Source organism: Phocaeicola fibrisolvens, from assembly GCF_025567125.1.
Lineage (GTDB): Bacteria > Bacteroidota > Bacteroidia > Bacteroidales > Bacteroidaceae > Phocaeicola > Phocaeicola fibrisolvens.
In genome coordinates this window covers 1-17,516 of the sequence record NZ_JAOQJI010000060.1, presented here as the reverse complement: position 1 = coordinate 17,516, position 17,516 = coordinate 1, and the positions used below count along the sequence as shown (strand labels likewise).

13 protein-coding genes and 1 pseudogene are annotated in these 17,516 nt (G+C 49.0%); 8 read left to right on the top strand and 6 right to left on the bottom strand.

The features are described from left to right. Positions 1-98 precede the first annotated feature (98 nt). A pseudogene (locus OCV81_RS16105) lies at positions 99-1,502 on the top strand (RagB/SusD family nutrient uptake outer membrane protein); the annotation flags it as partial. Between the two features lie 169 nt (positions 1,503-1,671). Here OCV81_RS16105 and OCV81_RS16100 read toward each other — a convergent pair. Beyond that, positions 1,672-2,682 (bottom strand): aspartate-semialdehyde dehydrogenase, encoded by a 1,011-nt coding sequence (locus tag OCV81_RS16100; RefSeq protein WP_148330916.1) that lies wholly within the window; start codon positions 2,680-2,682, stop codon positions 1,672-1,674. Between the two features lie 187 nt (positions 2,683-2,869). Here OCV81_RS16100 and OCV81_RS16095 point away from each other — a divergent pair, with 187 nt between their 5' ends. Genes OCV81_RS16095 through OCV81_RS16085 form a run of 3 tightly spaced genes read left to right on the top strand, consistent with a single transcriptional unit; the run spans position 2,870 to position 6,393 of the window. Then, positions 2,870-5,014: a cation:proton antiporter domain-containing protein gene (locus OCV81_RS16095; protein ID WP_148330915.1), complete on the top strand. Its 2,145-nt coding sequence runs from the start codon at positions 2,870-2,872 to the stop codon at positions 5,012-5,014. Continuing rightward, positions 5,011-5,736, top strand: coding sequence for a tRNA threonylcarbamoyladenosine dehydratase (locus tag OCV81_RS16090; RefSeq protein WP_148330914.1), 726 nt, complete (start codon positions 5,011-5,013; stop codon positions 5,734-5,736). Before OCV81_RS16095 ends, OCV81_RS16090 begins: the two co-directional genes overlap by 4 nt. Positions 5,737-5,742: 6 nt before the next feature. Continuing rightward, a complete protein-coding gene (locus tag OCV81_RS16085; RefSeq protein ID WP_148330913.1) occupies positions 5,743-6,393 on the top strand; it encodes an ABC transporter ATP-binding protein in 651 nt (216 codons plus the stop codon). A gap of 70 nt (positions 6,394-6,463) precedes the next feature. Here OCV81_RS16085 and OCV81_RS16080 read toward each other — a convergent pair whose 3' ends face one another. Next, a complete protein-coding gene (locus OCV81_RS16080) occupies positions 6,464-7,285 on the bottom strand; it encodes an endonuclease/exonuclease/phosphatase family protein (RefSeq protein ID WP_262640453.1) in 822 nt (273 codons plus the stop codon). Positions 7,286-7,489: 204 nt separating this feature from the next. On the opposite strand from OCV81_RS16080, the gene OCV81_RS16075 reads away from it, so the two are divergent. After that, positions 7,490-8,326, top strand: a complete 837-nt coding sequence (locus tag OCV81_RS16075) for a CvfB family protein (RefSeq protein WP_148330911.1) — start codon at positions 7,490-7,492, stop codon at positions 8,324-8,326. A 71-nt stretch (positions 8,327-8,397) separates the two neighbouring features. On the opposite strand, the gene OCV81_RS16070 is transcribed toward OCV81_RS16075, so the two are convergent. The 3 genes from OCV81_RS16070 to OCV81_RS16060 all read right to left on the bottom strand — a co-directional run bounded on the left by OCV81_RS16070 (position 8,398) and on the right by OCV81_RS16060 (position 11,288). After that, entirely contained in the window at positions 8,398-9,303 is a 906-nt protein-coding gene (locus OCV81_RS16070; protein WP_148330910.1) for a hypothetical protein, read from the bottom strand. 146 nt (positions 9,304-9,449) lie between these two features. Then, positions 9,450-10,448 (bottom strand): DUF4435 domain-containing protein, encoded by a 999-nt coding sequence (locus OCV81_RS16065; protein WP_072541678.1) that lies wholly within the window; start codon positions 10,446-10,448, stop codon positions 9,450-9,452. 15 nt (positions 10,449-10,463) lie between these two features. After that, positions 10,464-11,288, bottom strand: a complete 825-nt coding sequence (locus OCV81_RS16060) for an AAA family ATPase (RefSeq protein WP_072541679.1) — start codon at positions 11,286-11,288, stop codon at positions 10,464-10,466. Positions 11,289-11,472: 184 nt separating this feature from the next. On the opposite strand from OCV81_RS16060, the gene OCV81_RS16055 reads away from it, so the two are divergent. From OCV81_RS16055 to OCV81_RS16045, 3 genes are all read left to right on the top strand, one after another. After that, a complete protein-coding gene (locus OCV81_RS16055) occupies positions 11,473-13,365 on the top strand; it encodes an AAA domain-containing protein (protein ID WP_148330909.1) in 1,893 nt (630 codons plus the stop codon). Positions 13,366-13,443: 78 nt separating this feature from the next. Next, the gene (locus OCV81_RS16050; protein WP_148330908.1) at positions 13,444-15,042 is read left to right on the top strand and encodes an aspartate:alanine exchanger family transporter; all 1,599 of its coding nucleotides are present in this window, start codon (positions 13,444-13,446) and stop codon (positions 15,040-15,042) included. Between the two features lie 443 nt (positions 15,043-15,485). Continuing rightward, the gene (locus OCV81_RS16045; protein WP_148330907.1) at positions 15,486-17,045 is read left to right on the top strand and encodes an ATP-binding protein; all 1,560 of its coding nucleotides are present in this window, start codon (positions 15,486-15,488) and stop codon (positions 17,043-17,045) included. Between the two features lie 26 nt (positions 17,046-17,071). Here OCV81_RS16045 and OCV81_RS16040 read toward each other — a convergent pair whose 3' ends face one another. After that, complete coding sequence (locus OCV81_RS16040) at positions 17,072-17,434, bottom strand: thioesterase family protein (RefSeq protein WP_148330906.1); 363 nt, start codon at positions 17,432-17,434, stop codon at positions 17,072-17,074. Between the last annotated feature and the right edge of the window lie 82 nt (positions 17,435-17,516).

Sequence of the window (17,516 nt, the reverse complement as noted above, 5' to 3'; positions counted from 1 at the left end):
GACAAATCGAATTTCAAAAATGTCAAAGACCGATATGGTTCAAGTGAACCGAATTTATTTAACTTTTAACCTTGTCCATTTTTAGTGGACAGTAGTGATTTGCTGTAGAACATGTACCTCCTCAGAAGGAAATTGGGTATATCGGAACGGTGAACCAGGAAGCTTGTATGCAGTTACTTATTAAGTGCTATCTGGTGGTAGGAGAGTATGCGAAGGCTGAGGCTATGGCTACCGACTTGATTAACAACCATGGACTGGCATTGATGCAAGCTCCTTTTGGTACAAACGTATCTTCAGGTAACCCGGATACTTGGCCCGTAGAACGCAACGTCATTTGGGATTTGCACCGTGGTGTTAATATTACTGATGCAGCGAATACAGAAACCATCATGCCGATTTTGAACTATTATTCTGAAGGATTCATTTCTTATCCGTTGATGCGTGCCATGACTGTGCATTGGAGTAATGGTATTATCCGTGATCCTCATAACTTAGGTTCACCGACGTATAACTATTCACGTGCCGACGGGAAGTATGATGCAAGTTTGGACTGGGTACGTGCTCTGGGTCGTGGTATCGGTTGTTTCCGTACCTCTTATCATTATAACCAGACAATTTGGAATTATGACGGCGAAACTGACTGGCAGGATTTGCGTCATAACCGACAGAAAGGTAACTGGGTAGAAATGACCGATTTGAAATACAATAATCCGGAATCCGATTTTTATGGACAGAACATGATGCTTTATGCACCGGATGATTATTATGATGCGGATGGTAAGCTGTTGGTTAAGAAAGGTGATTTGCTTTGCTCAGATACTATTCGTAGCTGGTTCCCTACTCCGTTGTATAAGGTTTATATCCTTGATCAGAGTGCGGAGGAGAATATGAACGCCAACCAGTTCAATGGTGCTACGAAAGGTAACAATGTATCTAACGGTAACTTGTATCTGTTCCGCTTGGCAGAAACTTACTTGCTGCGTGCCGAAGCGAAGTTCTATCAAGGAAATACGACCGGAGCAGCTGAAGATGTTAACGTCATCCGTCGCCGTGCTAATGCCAAGAAAATGTTTACCACAGTGACTATCGGTGATATTTGTGATGAACGTGCGCGTGAACTCTATCTGGAAGAATGGCGTCAGCCGGAACTGGCTCGTATCTCTTGGTGCTTGGCTAAGAGTGGTCAACCCGATGAATGGGGTGAAACTTACGACCTGGCTACTTGGGACAAACAGAGTGGTACAGATTTGAATGGTGGAAGTTACTGGTACAAACGTACTACACGTTATAACATCTTTAACCATGGTTCAATTATCTCAAGCAAGGAATTGAACTACCGTGTGGACAAACGTAACTTGTTCTGGCCGGTACCGAACTCTGCTATTACAGCCAATATCGGTGCTCCGCTTCGCCAGAATTACGGATACGATGGTTACGATGCAAGCGTATTCATGTTTGATAATTGGGAAGACGCTGTAGCTGATGAGGAAACAGCTAACTAAACGATTATAAAAACTGATATTAAGAATCAAGAGGCTCTGACAGTTGAGGCTGTCAGGGCCTTCTTTTTTAATAAGGTTGTTTCTGTAGATAAAAAAAACATCGTTGACAACTCATTTCAGAAAGTGTGTCAACGATGTTTTTTATATGATATAAAAAGGAAAGAAACCGTTATCCGATATTCTTTACTTTAATCAGGTATTCTGCAATCTGTACTGCATTGAGTGCGGCACCCTTCTTAATCTGGTCGCCTACAATCCAGAAGGTCAGTCCGTTTTCGTTAGACAAGTCCTTGCGGATACGTCCTACATATACAGGGTCTTTTCCAGCCAGGAACAACGGCATCGGATATTCTTTCTTTTCCGGGTTGTCCATCAGCACCAGACCTTCTCCGTGAGCAAAGGCTTCGCGGGCTTCTTCAATGGATACCGGACGTTCCGTTTCAATCCAGATGCTTTCTGAGTGAGAACGAAGAGCAGGCACGCGTACACAAGTAGCGCTGACCTTTACGTCAGAGTGCATGATTTTGCGTGTCTCGTTATACATCTTCATCTCTTCTTTTGTATATCCATTGTCCGTGAATACGTCAATCTGAGGAATCAGGTTGAAAGCCAGCTGGTAGGCGAATTTCTCTACCTTGACAGGCTCACCTGCCAATACCTGACGGTATTGTTCATAAAGTTCGTCCATGGCAGCTGCACCGGCACCGCTGGCTGCCTGATAAGTAGCCACGTGTACACGCTTGATGTGAGTGAGGTTTTCGATGGCCTTCAGGGCTACTACCATTTGGATGGTTGTACAGTTCGGATTGGCAATAATACCGCGGGGGCGGTTCAGGGCATCGGCGGCGTTGACTTCGGGAACTACCAAGGGTATGTCGTTGTCCATACGGAAAGCGCTGGAATTGTCAATCATCACTGCTCCGTATTTGGTGATGGTTTCAGCAAATTCCTTGGAAGTGCCTGCACCGGCTGAGGTGAATGCAATGTCAACTCCTTTGAAATCATCGTTGTGCTGCAGCAGTTTTACTTCGATTTCTTTTCCGCGAAAAGTGTATTTTCGTCCGGCGCTTCTTGACGATCCGAACAACAGCAGTTCATCTACCGGGAAGTTTCTTTCATCGAGCACGCGCAGGAACTCCTGTCCTACGGCTCCGCTTGCACCAACAATTGCTACTTTCATTTCTTATGTTTCTTGTTTAAGTTAATAAATTCCGTGATTGTATTGTTTTCTGTGCTTCAGTAAGATATTTAAAATTCGTCCTGTAGCTATTGAATCGCAAAATTAAAACATTTTGGAATACCAAACGGGAAATGCGGAACTTTTTTCGTATTTTTGTCCATAAATTTAAAACAGACCGCTCATTTATATGGAAGAATTGTTAGATTTGTTTCATTTCGATATAGATTTTCCCATTACTGACCCGACCTGGATTTTTTTCTTGGTTTTGGTTATCATTTTGTTTGCACCGATTGTGCTGGAACGTTTGCGCATTCCGCACATCATCGGCATGATTCTGGCGGGTATCGTGATTGGGGAACATGGGTTCAACATCCTGGCCCGCGACAGCAGTTTTGAACTTTTTGGTAAGGTGGGATTATATTACATCATGTTTCTGGCCGGTCTGGAAATGAACATGGAGGATTTCAAGAGTATCCGCATGAAGGCGACCGTGCTGGGATTGCTGGCGTTTATTATCCCGCTGGGTATCGGAGTGTGGACAAACCAGCATCTGCTGGGATATGGCTTGATTACCTCCGTATTGTTGGCCAGTATGTATGCCTCGCACACCTTGATTGCCTATCCGATTGTGATTCGTTATGGCATCAACCGTCAGCGGGCGGTAAGCATTGCGGTGGGAGGTACGGCGGTGACGGATACGCTGACGTTGCTGGTGCTGGCCGTGATTTCCGGTATGTACAAAGGAGAGACATCGGATATGTTCTGGATTTGGCTGGTGATGAAGGTGATAGTGGTGAGTGCTGTCATCATGCTGACTTTCCCTCGCATCGGACGCTGGTTTTTCCGGCGTTACAGTGACCAGGTGGTACAGTATATCTTTGTGATGGCCATGGTGTTCCTGGGAGCGGGACTGATGGAGTGGGTCGGTATGGAAGGCATTCTGGGTGCTTTCTTGGCCGGATTGGTCTTGAACCGCCTGATTCCGCATGTGTCTCCGCTGATGAGTCACCTGGAATTCGTGGGGAATGCCTTGTTTATCCCGTATTTCCTGATTGGGGTGGGCATGCTCATCAATGTCAATGTGCTTTTCGGACATATCGATTCCCTCAAGGTGGCTTCGGTGATGATTGTGGTGGCCTTGCTGGGGAAATGGATTGCCTCTTGGCTGACACAGAAGATTTACCGCATGAAGCCGGTGGAAAGGGAACTGATGTTCGGCTTGAGCAATGCACAGGCGGCGGCTACTCTGGCTGCGGTGCTGGTGGGCTACAATATTATCCTGCCTTCGGGTGAACGTCTGCTCAATGAGGATGTGCTCAACGGTACGATTCTGCTGATTCTGGTGACTTGTGTGGTCAGTTCGTTTATTACGGAGCATGCGGCCAAACGGATTGCGATGGATGATGCGGAGCTGGACGAAGAGAAGGAACAGAAAAAGGAACGTATTCTGATACCGGTGGCTAATCCGGAAACCTTGGAACGGTTGATGCAACTGGCACTGGTGGTGCGGGATGAGAAACGTACGGACAACTTGGTGGCCTTGAATGTGATTAATGACAACAATGATTCGGTGCGTCTGGAAATGCGGGGCAAGCGGAGCCTGGAAAGGGCGGCGCAGATTGCGGCTTCGGCCAATGTCCCGCTGAAAACGGTCTCTCGTTTCGATTTGAACATTGCGACGGGAATTTTGCATACGGCTAAAGAGACGGAAGCTACTACAATTGTGATAGGTCTGCACTATAAGGCAAGTATCGTGGACTCTTTCTTTGGCAATCTGACAGAAGATTTGTTGAAGAATACCTTTCAGCAGGTGATGATTGCCCGTTTCCTGATGCCGGTAAACACGTTGCGGCGTATCATTGTGGCCGTGCCTCCCAAGTCGGAATTTGAGCATGGCTTTGTGAAGTGGATTACGCACTTGTGCCGGATGAGCAGTCAGCTGGGATGTCGCTTGCATTTCTTTGCCCATCCGCAGACATTGGGCTACATCAAGGGATATATCCAGAAAAAGCATAAGGATGTGATGACGGAATTCCAGGAACTGGACAACTGGGACGACCTGCTGATTATTACCGGGCAGGTGAATTATGACCATTTGCTGGTGATTGTAAGTTCCCGAAGAGGTTCTATCTCGTATGACTCTTCTTTTGAACGCTTGCCGATGCAGGTTTCCAAGTATTTCAATAATAACAGCATCATGTTGTTGTATCCTGACCAGAAAGGCGACCCGAATGAGACACTGAGCTTTGCCGACCCGCGCGGATGGGCCGAAACGCAGTATTATGACAAGGTGGGCAACTGGTTTTATAAATGGTTTAAGAAAGATTCATGAACGAAAATAAGAATATGGAATGGCAGCAGCGTACGGAGCTGTTGCTGGGAAAAGAAAAAATGGACCGCTTGCGGAACGCACATGTGCTGGTCGTTGGCTTGGGTGGTGTAGGTGCCTATGCGGCAGAGATGATTTGCCGTGCCGGAGTGGGGCGGATGACGATTGTGGATGCGGATACGGTGCAGCCTAGTAATATCAACCGTCAGTTACCGGCCACTCATTCCGTGATTGGCCGACCGAAGGCAGAGGTATTGGCCGCCCGTTTCCGGGACATCAACCCGGAACTGGATTTAACGGTACTCCCGGTTTATCTGAAGGATGAGGCGATTCCGCAGCTGTTGGACAGTGCTTCGTTCGATTTTGTGGTGGATGCCATTGATACGGTGGCTCCCAAGTGTTACCTGATTTATCATGCGCTTCAGCGGGGGCTGAAAATTGTCAGCAGCATGGGAGCTGGAGCCAAATGCGATATTACGCAGGTACGTTTTGCCGATTTGTGGGAAACATATCACTGTGGACTGAGTAAGGCAGTACGGAAGCGTTTGCAGAAGATGGGCATGAAGCGGAAGCTGCCGGTGGTGTTCAGTACGGAGCAGGCAGATGCCAATGCGGTGATATTGGTGGACAACGAGCAGAACAAGAAGTCAACGGCGGGTACGGTGAGCTATATGCCGGCTGTGTTTGGCTGTTATCTGGCTGAGTATGTGATTCGTAAATTGTAGGAACGTATGATACAATTAGAAGGTATAACCAAGAGCTTTGGTTCATTGCAGGTACTGAAGGGAATAGACCTTGAAATAGCCAAAGGTGAAGTGGTAAGCATCGTAGGACCCAGTGGCGCCGGAAAGACCACATTGCTTCAGATTATGGGTACGCTCGACAAGCCGGACAGCGGACGCATTGTCCTGAACGGGACGGAGGTGAACCGGCTGAAGGAGAAGGAACTGTCGGCATTCCGGAACAGAGAAATCGGTTTTGTATTTCAGTTCCATCAGTTGTTGCCTGAGTTTACGGCAGTGGAGAATGTGATGATGCCTGCCTTGATTCAGGGAAAGCCGATGGGTACGGCCCGGAAAGAAGCGTTGGATATTCTGGCGTTTCTAGGTCTGTCGGAACGTGGCAGTCATAAACCGGCGGAGCTGTCGGGAGGAGAGAAGCAGCGGGTGGCAGTGGCCCGGGCCTTGGTCAATCATCCGGCGGTTATTCTGGCCGATGAACCTTCGGGAAGTTTGGATACGCAGAACAAGGGCGAGCTGCATCAGCTGTTCTTCGATTTGCGCGACAAACTGGGACAGACTTTTGTTATCGTAACGCACGATGAGGAACTGGCCACTCAAACCGACCGTACCATTCATCTGGTAGACGGACGTATCGTATAAGATAAAAAATCCCGTCCAGGTAAAGAGGTGTACCGGAGGACGGGATGTATTTTTCTCGGTTTATTAGTCTTTAGAAAGAAAGGTGTACGATTTCCGGGTTGTGGTCGGAAAGGAATTTCTTTGATTCCCGGTTTTCTTCAGGAATGTAGCTGCGCTGTACTTCTATTTGAGGAGTGACAAATATGAAGTCAATTTTCTCACACGAATCGGCCGGGATGCGTCCGAAGTCATGGAAGGTATAGCGGGCACCTTCTTGTTGGAGAGCTGTCTTATGCGCATCCTTCAGTACGAAGCTGTTGCCGGTGATGGTCTGGTAGGCTTCCGACTGGTCGGATACGTTGAAGTCTCCGGTAACTACGGCAGGCTGGCAGCCTACAATTTCTTTTATTTTCTCAATAATCAGTAAGGCACCTTTTTTACGAGCTTCTGTTCCCACATGGTCAAAGTGCGTATTGATGGCCATAAAGACTTTTCCGTTGGTTTTGTCTTTCAGCTTGGCCCAGGTGGCAATACGGGTACAGGCACCGTCCCATCCGATGAATCCTACACTGTCGGGATATTGTGACAGCCAGAAAGTGTTGTTGTCCAATAATTCAAAACGGTCTTTTTTATAGAACAGAGGGGCATATTCGCCTTGTGTCTTTCCGTTTTCTCGGCCTACGCCGACTTCGGCATATTCAGGCAGGCGGGCTTTCAGGTCTTCAAGCTGGTGGTGCAGGACTTCTTGCATACCTACGATGTCTAGATTGTGTGCCTTGATGAAACTGGCTACGGTGTCCTTTCTGTATGTCCAGCTGTTCAGGCTGTCGTAGGGATTGTCGTAGCGGATGTTGAAGGTGCTCCATGTGATTTCACTGGATGATTGGGGAGACTGGCACAAAGCGGTGTCCATGCATAAAGAGAGTCCCAGAAAACTAACTAAAATAGTGTAGAGTTTCATAGATATAAAGTTTAATGATATTATAAAACAAGTTACGGTGGCTTACCACTTATTTTACGGTGTAAAAATAAAAATATTTTTAGTTTTTCTTTATAGGGAAGGCTGTGTGAGTATATGAGTTTTTTATGCTATCTTTGGCGGAAATAAAGAGTTGTTATGAGTCATATAAAATTAGGAAAATATAATCAGTTGGAAGTAGTGAAGGAAGTGGATTTCGGCGTGTACCTCAATGGAGATGAGGACGGTGAAATTTTGCTTCCGAAGCGTTATGTGCCCGAAGGTACCAAGCCTGGAGATATTTTGAATGTATTTATTTACCTCGATATGGAGGAAAGGCTGGTGGCTACTACCTTGCAGCCGTATGTACAGGTGGGCGAATTTGCCTGTCTGGAAGTGGCATGGGTAAACCAGTTCGGGGCTTTTCTGAACTGGGGACTGATGAAGGACTTGTTTGTGCCTTTCCGCGAGCAGAAAATGAAGATGCAGAAAGGAAAGCGTTACGTGGTGTATGTACACTTGGACGAGGAAAGCTACCGTATCGTGGCTTCGGCCAAAGTGGAGCATTTCTTGTCGACCGAAAAGCCGGATTACCAGCCGGGTCAGGAAGTGGAAGTACTGGTATGGCAGCGCACGGAGCTGGGATACAAGGTGATTGTGGAAAACAAGTTCAGCGGTATGCTGTACCACAATGAGATTTTCCAGCCTTTGGAAGTCGGCATGCGGCTGACGGCGTTTATCAAGCAGGTACGTCCGGATGGAAAGATTGACCTGGTATTGCAGAAGGCTGGTGCACGGAAGGTGGATGATTTTTCGGAGGTGCTGTGGCAATATATCAAGGACAACGACGGATTCACTCCGTTGAACGACAAGACGGATGCGGAAGTGATTTACCACACGTTTGGGGTAAGCAAGAAGACTTTCAAGAAAGCTGTCGGCGATTTGTATAAGAAACGTCGCATCGTATTGGAAGAAGACGGCATTCATTTGGCTTGAGTCAATCCGTCTAAAAATAAAAAGTGCTGAAGTTCCCGGAGAAAGTTCCGGAGGACTTCAGCACTTTGTGTTTATAGACGCTTAGAGAGAGATTTTCGGTCGTGGTCCGCTTCTTTTTTCTGATTCTGTCGGGAGTGGCTTTGTCCGGGCCTTACCGTGGTACCTTTGTTCGGTCTTACCTGTGGGCGAGTGGCCGGCCGTCTTTGTGGAGCGGCTTCAGGTCTTCGCTGTGGTTGGTTTTCTGGCCTTCTTTGCGGACGGGCTTCCGGGCGGGCCTGAGGCCGGTTGTTGGGCTTTTGTACAGGTCGGTAGTCCGGTCTGCCGTTGGCCACGGGGCGATGTTCCGGCTGGGGAGCCGACTGCCATTGGTTGTGTTTGGGCGGGCGGTTTCCCGGTTTCGGTCTGGCAAAATCTTTGGGACGCAGCTGGGGACTGATACGGCACGGACGGCTGTACACCGGATGGCGATAGCGTATCGGATAGTTTCTTCGGTAGAAGCTGGCGCCGCCGAAATGGGCCCGGCAGTGTCCTCCCCGATAAGTCAGGTAGTGGCGGGGCGGGCCGAAGTAAAAATAGTTCCGGTTGGGATATACCTGATAGATACGGAGGTAGCACACGCTGTTGAGGGCATAAATGGGGCGGAAGAAGTATTCTATTCCCATGAAGCGCACGTATTCCGCATTGGAGAGTACCCAGCGGAGGTCATCGTTACGTTCGTCCAGGTAGCGGTAGTAGGCATCCAGGGCGCGGCTGTCGGCGATGGCGATGCCTGAGAGGTAAGGACCTACGTTGTTCAGGAAATCGTAGTTGATTTCATACAGGTCGTTGTATTGGTCGGTGCTCAGATGCAGTTCGAAGGCCATGCGGTCGGTCAGGAAGCGTGCGTTGATTCGGAAGTCTCCGAGGCCGGAAGCACGACCGGACAAGGCGGTCAGGCAGAAGGCCAGTAAGCAGAGGAAAAATGTCTTTGTTTTCATAAGCGTTGTCTTTACCGGCTGAATGTGATTCCTTCAGCTTTTTGTTATGTGACAAAATTAGCAGAAGAAAAAGCGCGGGTCAAGATGAAAACGCCCATTCTTTGATAGGGTTTTCCCTATCTTGTATAGGAGTTTCGCCGTTTGGCTTACCGGATAATCTTGAGAAATTTCTCGATGTCTCTCCGAATCATCTGATAAAGAGGCGAGTGAGTATAGAAGTTGTTCCGGTGGATGACGACTTCCACGCCCACCTGGCTCCGCTGGTAGCTGGTCAGTTCGTTGTGCAGCTGCATGTCGTGAAGGGCCAGGTCGTGAATCTGCTGTTCCCGTTCCCGGCGCAGCACGGTGCATACGGGGATTAACAGGCGCAGCACCACGTTGTCCATGATGTGATGGCCTTGGATGAACATATAGGTGTTGTCGGGATGTACACCGAGCTGTTCGAATTCTTTTTTCATGTCTTCAATCTCTCCCAAGGCATCGGGGTGACGGTGTTCCAGGTCGTGCAGTTTCCGGTTGACTTTTTTCGCCATGTTTTCCAGGCTACGTTCCGGATGGTGGGTGCTGACCTGGTCCAGCTTGACGTACGAACAGAAATCCAGCAGGGAGAATTCTGAAAGGATGTGCCGGCGGTAGAACCACACCGACCAGATGAACAGCGGATAAGCAATCTGGGAATACAGTTTCATGAACTCCACAAAGTTGATGAGTTTGTGGTCGTTCAGGGTAGCCATGACACAGACCTCGTGCAGCCCTTCCGCGTAGCAATGATAGTTTTCGATGGCGTAAGCGTAGGTTTGCATCACGTAGGGACTCTCGATGATGTATTGGGAAGTATGGGTACGTCCTTGCAGGAGATAGTCGTAATCGCTGTCCACACAGGCAATCATGTTCTCACCCAGCTGTTTGCCGAGTTGGTTCATCAGTACGGTTTTCTTGCCTTTGGCCAACGATGTCTGGGAAGGCAGCATCACTTCGAAGTAACGGGTGTTGTCTTCGTATTCCGAGAGGATGGTTCTCCAGAAAGAAATATCGTCGTAGCTTTCTACGTATGCTACGATTTTTCTTCTCGCACGTTTGGGCTTGAGGCTGTTGGCCGCTCCAATGTACAGGGAAGAAAGGTTTTCAGTCAGTCTTTTTCCCATACGGCTACTTCTTTTTTAACGGGTTGTAATGTCACTCACTTCGGTCACGGCATCCATCCAGCCGTTCATGATGAGGGCTGGAGAGTGGGTGGTCAGGATGATTTGTACGTTCGGATTCAGGCTCCGGATGAGAGAAATGAGGCGCTGCTGCCATTCCACGTGAAGGGAGATTTCCGGTTCGTCCATGAAAAGGGTACACGGTTGGTTGTCCTGCACCAATACGGTGAGCAGGATGACCAACATCTGCTTTTCGCCGGAAGACAACTGGTAGGGCGTCAGGATATCGCCGTCCTGTTCAAACAGGATTTCGTTGTTCTGGCGGAGGATTTTCTTTCCGGTCTCACTGAACAAATCGTCCATCAGGTCCTGGAAATGCGTCTTCGGTCGGGAGATATCGGCCGCCTTTGCCTGATTCTCCGGCTTTCCGCTCGTCAGCAGAGAGATAATCCGGTTGCCGATGTTCACCTGATAATCCAGGTAGCGCCGCTGGAGCAGATAAAGCTGCCAGTCGAGCTCCGTCTTTACGTTCTGGTTCCCGATTTTATCCAGCAGTCCCGCGCTGAGTAGCGGACGGTCGAAACTGCGTATCACATCGAAATGGATGTAGGTGGCATCTTCCGGATAGAAGGTGAACGAGACTCCTTCATGCACTCCGTTGCTGAGGGCACCACCTTCCAAGTCGCTCAGACGGCGTACGGAGTTGTTCAGAATCGTGCTTTTCCCGATACCGTTCACTCCGCTCAGGATGTTGACGTCCGGGCGTAAATCCCAGGCAATGTTTTTCCGGCCCCATAAGCCTTTAATCTCAATGCGCTTGATGTATTCAGCTTGTTTCTTCATGGCTGTCTTTGTTTACACGTCAAACAAAAATAGCAAATTATCGGGAATAAATCAACGGGGAGCCAGTTCTTTTTTCAAAAACCTCGTAACTTTGCAGAAATTAGAGGGAAAGAGGGCTTTCACACGAGCGTGAAAAGGTTTTTTGTGGCTGAAAGCCCGACCTCTGCAAGCTGAAGAATAAGAAATGAAGAAAGAAAATACAGTCATCCAATTGCCGGTGTTGTACTTGCAGCATCAGTATGAGCTGTTGAAGCTGGAGTATGAATATGAAAAAGCGCAGTTCAAGCAGCAGACCGAACTGATGGGCATCGGACGGAAAATCAAACGGGGCATGTGCTGGTATCCCTTGTCGCTGGGAAGAAGTTATTACAACGCCTTGAACCAGCTGGTCATCGAGGTGGAACGGAAAGAGGACAAGGAGATTGAGCATCTGTTCGAGTATGGTCGTCCGGTGTGTTTCTTTACGCAGGACTTGTCGGGCAAACTGACCTACCTGAACTTTGTGGCCACGGTGAATTATGTGGAGGAAGACCGTATGGTGGTGATTCTGCCGGATGCCAATGCGCTGCTGGCTTTGCAGAGCAAGGAAGTGCTGGGGGTACAGCTGTATTTCGACGAGACCAGCTACCGGCTGATGTTCGAGGCCGTCAAGCAGGTGCTCAGTGCGAAGAACAACCGTTTGGCAGAGCTGAGGGACATTTTCCATGGCACACAGCCCGTATCCACCTTCTCGTTTCAGCCGGTGCGTTTCCCGTGGTTGAATGCCACGCAGGAAGAGACGGTCAACAAGGTGTTGCATGCCAAGGATGTGGCCATCGTACACGGCCCTCCCGGAACGGGAAAGACGACCACGCTGGTGGAAGCCATTTATGAAACCCTCCACCGGGAAAATCAGGTGCTGGTCTGCGCACAGAGCAACATGGCCGTCGACTGGATCAGTGAGAAGCTGGTCGACCGGGGCGTGAGTGTGCTGCGCATCGGAAATCCCAGCCGGGTAAACGACAAGATGCTGTCATTCACCTACGAACGGCGTTTCGAGGCCCATCCGGACTACCCTCAGCTGTGGAGTATCCGCAAGGCCGTGCGCGAATTGTATGCCCGCAGCCGGAAAGGAGCCGACCGGGAGAGTATCCGGCAGAAAATCAATTCGCTGAAAGACCGGGCTACGGAACTGGAAATCCGCATCAACGAAGCTTTGTTCAGTGAGGCGAGGGTGATTGCCTGCACGCTGGTGGGAAGCGCCAATCGTCTGCTGATGGGACAGAAGTTCGGAACGGTATTCATTGACGAGGCGGCACAGGCGTTGGAAGCGGCCTGCTGGATTCCGTTGCGGAAAGCCGACCGGGTGATTCTGGCCGGTGACCATTGTCAGTTGCCGCCTACGGTGAAATGTCCGGAGGCCCTGCGTGCCGGACTGGGTCATACGCTGATGCAGTGCATTGTGAAAAACAAGCCGGAGGTGGTGTCATTGTTGAAGGTGCAGTACCGTATGAACGATGAAATCATGCGCTTCTCGTCCGACTGGTTTTACGGAGGCATGCTTCGTTCGGCCCCCGAAGTGAAATACCGCAGCATCCTGGACTTCGATACTCCGATTGAGTGGGTCAATACCGAGGGGATGGATTGCAACGAGGAGTTTGTGGGTGAAAACTACGGGCGCATCAACAAGCCGGAGGCGGAACTGTCCATCGGGCAGTTGAAGGAATACATTACGAAAATCGGTCGGGAGCGTTTCCTGGAAGAACGCATCGACGTGGGACTGATTTCGCCGTACAAGGCGCAGGTGCAGTACCTCCGCCAGCTGGTCAAGAAAGATGCGTTCTTCAAGCCCTACCGTTCCCTGATTACCATCAATACGGTGGACGGTTTCCAAGGGCAGGAACGCGACGTCATCCTCATCAGTCTGGTACGGGCCAACGAAGACGGACAGATTGGTTTCCTGAACGATTTGCGCCGTATGAACGTGGCCATCACGCGGGCCCGCATGAAACTCATCATTCTGGGGGATGCTTCCACTTTGACCAAACATGCCTTTTACAAGAAGCTCTACGAGTATATCCATAGTTTGCAGGAGTGAATTCAGAAGTCGGGATAAGGATATTCGCAAAATTTGTTTATCTTTATCCCGATTTTATTCACACTATTCTAATTTTTTATGTTGACAGACTTACTGCAAACTTCGTATTTTGCAATTTTCTTGATTGTAGCCTTGGGCTTTATGCTCGGACGTATCAAAGTGATGGGGTTGTCGCTCGATGTGTCTGCCGTGATTTTTATCGCCCTTGCTTTCGGGCATTGGGGCGTGTCTATTCCAAAGGAACTGGGAACCTTCGGGTTGGTGTTGTTCATTTTCACCATCGGCATCCAGGCCGGTCCGGGTTTCTTTCATTCTTTCCGGAGCAAAGGAAAGACCTTGATTCTGATTACCTTGCTGATTGTGGCTTCTGCCTGTCTGACGGGGGTGGCCATGAAGTATCTTTTCGATATCGATACACCTAGTATCGTGGGACTGATTGCGGGGGCGCTGACCAGTACGCCGGGTTTGGCAGTGGCCATCGACAGCACGCAGTCGCCGCTGGCTTCCATTGCCTACGGTATCGCCTATCCGTTTGGGGTGATTGGGGTGATTTTATTCGTGAAACTGCTTCCCAAGCTGATGCGCATCGATTTGAACGAAGAGGCCCGGCGCTTGGAAAAGGAACGGCGCAGCCAGTTCCCGGAACTGAACACCTGCCTGTTCCGGGTGACCAATCCTACCGTTTTCAACCGTACCCTGATTCAGTTGAATATCCGGGCCATGACGGGGGCCGTGATTTCGCGCTTGAAACGGGGTGATGAGATTCTGATTCCGAAAGCTCATACCGTGTTGCAGGAAGGCGACCACATCCAGGCGGTGGGCAGTGAGGATTCCTTGAAGAATCTGGCCCTGATGCTGGGCGAACGGGAGGAGGGAGAGCTTCCACTGAGCCATACGCAGAGTATTGAATCCTTGTTGCTGACCAAGAAAGACATGATTAACAAGCAGCTGGGTGAACTCAACTTGCAGAAGAACTTTGGTTGTACGGTAACCCGCGTGCGCCGAAGCGGTATCGATTTGTCTCCCTCGCCGGAACTGGCCCTGAAGTTTGGTGACAAACTGATGGTGGTGGGCGAAAAGGAAGGGATACAAGGAGTGGCCCGGTTGCTGGGTAATGACGTGAAACGCCTTTCGGATACTGATTTCTTCCCTATTGCCATGGGTATTGTGCTGGGTGTGCTGTTCGGTAAACTGCATATCTCCTTTGGAGGAGGGATGACCTTCTCTCCGGGACTGACTGGGGGCGTGCTGATGATGGCGTTGTTCCTGAGTGCCATTGGCAAGACGGGACCGATTATCTGGTCCATGTCGGGACCGGCCAACCAGTTGTTGCGTCAGTTGGGCTTGCTGCTGTTCCTGGCCGAAGTGGGTACGTCTGCCGGAAAGACCTTGGTGGCTACCTTCCAGGAGAGCGGTTTCCTGCTTTTCGGGGTAGGTGCTTTGATTACCTTGGTACCGATGCTGTTGGCGGCAGTCGTGGGACGGCTGGTGTTTAAGGTCAGTCTGCTCGATTTGCTGGGCACCATCACCGGCGGTATGACCAGTACCCCGGGACTTGCGGCAGCCGATTCCATGACCGACAGTAACATACCGGGAGTGGCCTACGCTACAGTGTACCCCATCGCCATGGTGTTCCTGATTCTGTTTATTCAGTTGATTGCACTGGCTGTAATATAGTATTTGAGAAGGCTTGCTTTACCTTCGGTGAGGAAATCCTGAAAGTCTGCATCTGCACAGAGGGCGGCTTTCAGGATTTTTTTGTGGCTTCCGACGGATACTTTCAGCATCCCCTGAGATAAAGTTCAGAGGTCTTGTCGCATACTTCTTTTTGTCCCGAAACATTCTCTGTTTCACACTGCGGAATTTGTATCCCACACTGTGAAATATATATCCCACACTGTGGTTTTTGTATTTCACAGTGTGGTACAGAGAAATTGTCCCGAAGTTTGGGAGAAAATATATGGGGAAATGGAAGTTTTTACCGGAGTAAATTTTACTTCTCACCTGGGAAGATGAATCCTGAGTTTGGAACAAATTAGGATAAATTCTTCTCCTTTTGTTTGGTTTTTCGCTATATTTGTAATTAACAATTACTTCATCCTAATTATCAATTGAATCGTATGAAATATCCCATCGGAATACAGAGCTTCGACCAGCTGATAGAAGACGGTTACGTGTATGTGGACAAAACTGATTTGGTTTACCGTCTGGTGAAGGAAGGTAAGATTTATTTCCTGAGCCGTCCGCGCCGTTTCGGAAAGAGTCTGCTGGTATCCACGTTGAAAAACTATTTCCTCGGCAGGAAGGAGTTGTTCAAGGGCCTGAAGATGGAGGCGCTGGAGAAAGACTGGAAGGTGTATCCGGTGTTTCATATCGATTTCAATGGAGGAAACTTTACCCAGAAAGGCGTTCTACAGCGTTGGATTGACGGGTATGTGTCTTCCTGGGAGCGTGAACTGGGAATGGAGGCAGACAAAAGTCTTCCCACCGGATTGAGGTTTATCGAACTGCTGAAAACGGCCTATGAGAAGTCTGGTTTGCGTGCCGTGGTACTGGTGGATGAATACGACAAACCTGTTCTCGATGTCTTGGACTATGACAAGGACCTGGAGGAGGAACACCGTAATATTCTGAAAGGGTTTTATTCCACCTTCAAGGGGGCAGATGAATATTTGCAGTTTGTCTTCCTAACCGGTGTGACGAAGTTTTCGCAGGTGAGTGTGTTCAGTGGTTTCAACCAGCCTAAAGACATTAGCATGCACGCCAAGTATGAGACGCTTTGCGGTATATCGCAGGCAGAATTTGAGCATTATTTCAGGGAGTCTGTCGGGCAGATGGCAGATGATTACGGATGTGCTTTTGATGAAATGATGAATATGCTGAAATTGCAGTATGATGGTTATCATTTCAGTGACAGAATGACGGATGTATATAACCCTTTCAGTTTGCTCAATGCGTTTGATTCCGGAAGAATTTATGATTACTGGTTCAAGAGCGGTACTCCTACCTATCTTATCCGTTTGTTGGCGCACTCAAACGAAAATATGAACGAGATTACAGGAAAGTATTATTCTCCGGAGGAATTTATCGATTACAAGGCGAGTGTGGAACAATCTTTGCCGATGATTTATCAGAGCGGCTATCTGACCATCAAGGAGTTTGACATGGAAGAAAGAACGTTCCTTCTTGATTTCCCTAATAACGAAGTGAAGCGTGGTTTCCTTACGATGGTGGCTTCCTCGTACTTTGATAAGATTGAGACTGCCGCATGGATAAGGAAAGCGGCCTCACAACTGAAAAAGGGGGAACTCGATGATTTCTGCACAGGCCTGACTTCTTTCCTGGCCAGCATCCCCTATACCATGCGCCGTAAGGAGAACGAGCGTGAGAAGGAACGGTATTTCCACTATACTTTCTATCTGATCATGCGCCTGATTAGTGTCTATACGGTTTATACGGAGAAGGTGCAGAGTCAAGGTCGGGTAGATTGCATTGTGGAGACTCCTAATTATGTGTATATCTTTGAGTTCAAGCTTGACGGTACAGCTGCAGAGGCCATGCGGCAGATAGAAGAGAAAGGTTATGCGAAAGAATATGGGGCAGATACCCGTAAACTGTATCAGATAGGAGCCGTATTTTCTTCGGAAACGGGAACGATAGAGGAGTGGATAGTCAGATGACGACTGATCCACTTCGATTCTTTGGGTTATAGTTTGCTCAAAAAACGTTCCCGGTCCACAATATATCGGATGTGGGTACCTTCGCCCACCAGTCCCTTGCGGTCGGAAGCACTTACCTTGAAGGTCAGTTTCCGGCCTTCTACTTCGGTAAGTTCCGCAGTGGCGGTAACTTCCTCTCCTAAACCGGAGGGTTTGAGGTGCGTGGTTTGTATCATGGCACCTACGGTAGTGGAGCCTTCCGGAAGAGCCGGTTGGACGGCATGCATGGCCGCATTTTCCATTAAAGCCACCAAGGCGGGAGTGGCAAATACTTCCATGTCGCCCGAGCCGAGTGCCAAGGCGGTGTTAGTGGAATTTACCTGTACGGTACTGCTGTATGTAAGGGATATTCAGTAAATGTCCCCCAAAAATAAAATGGCATATGAAGTGATTATGGTCTATCATTTTCATATGCCATTTTTATTGTCATTT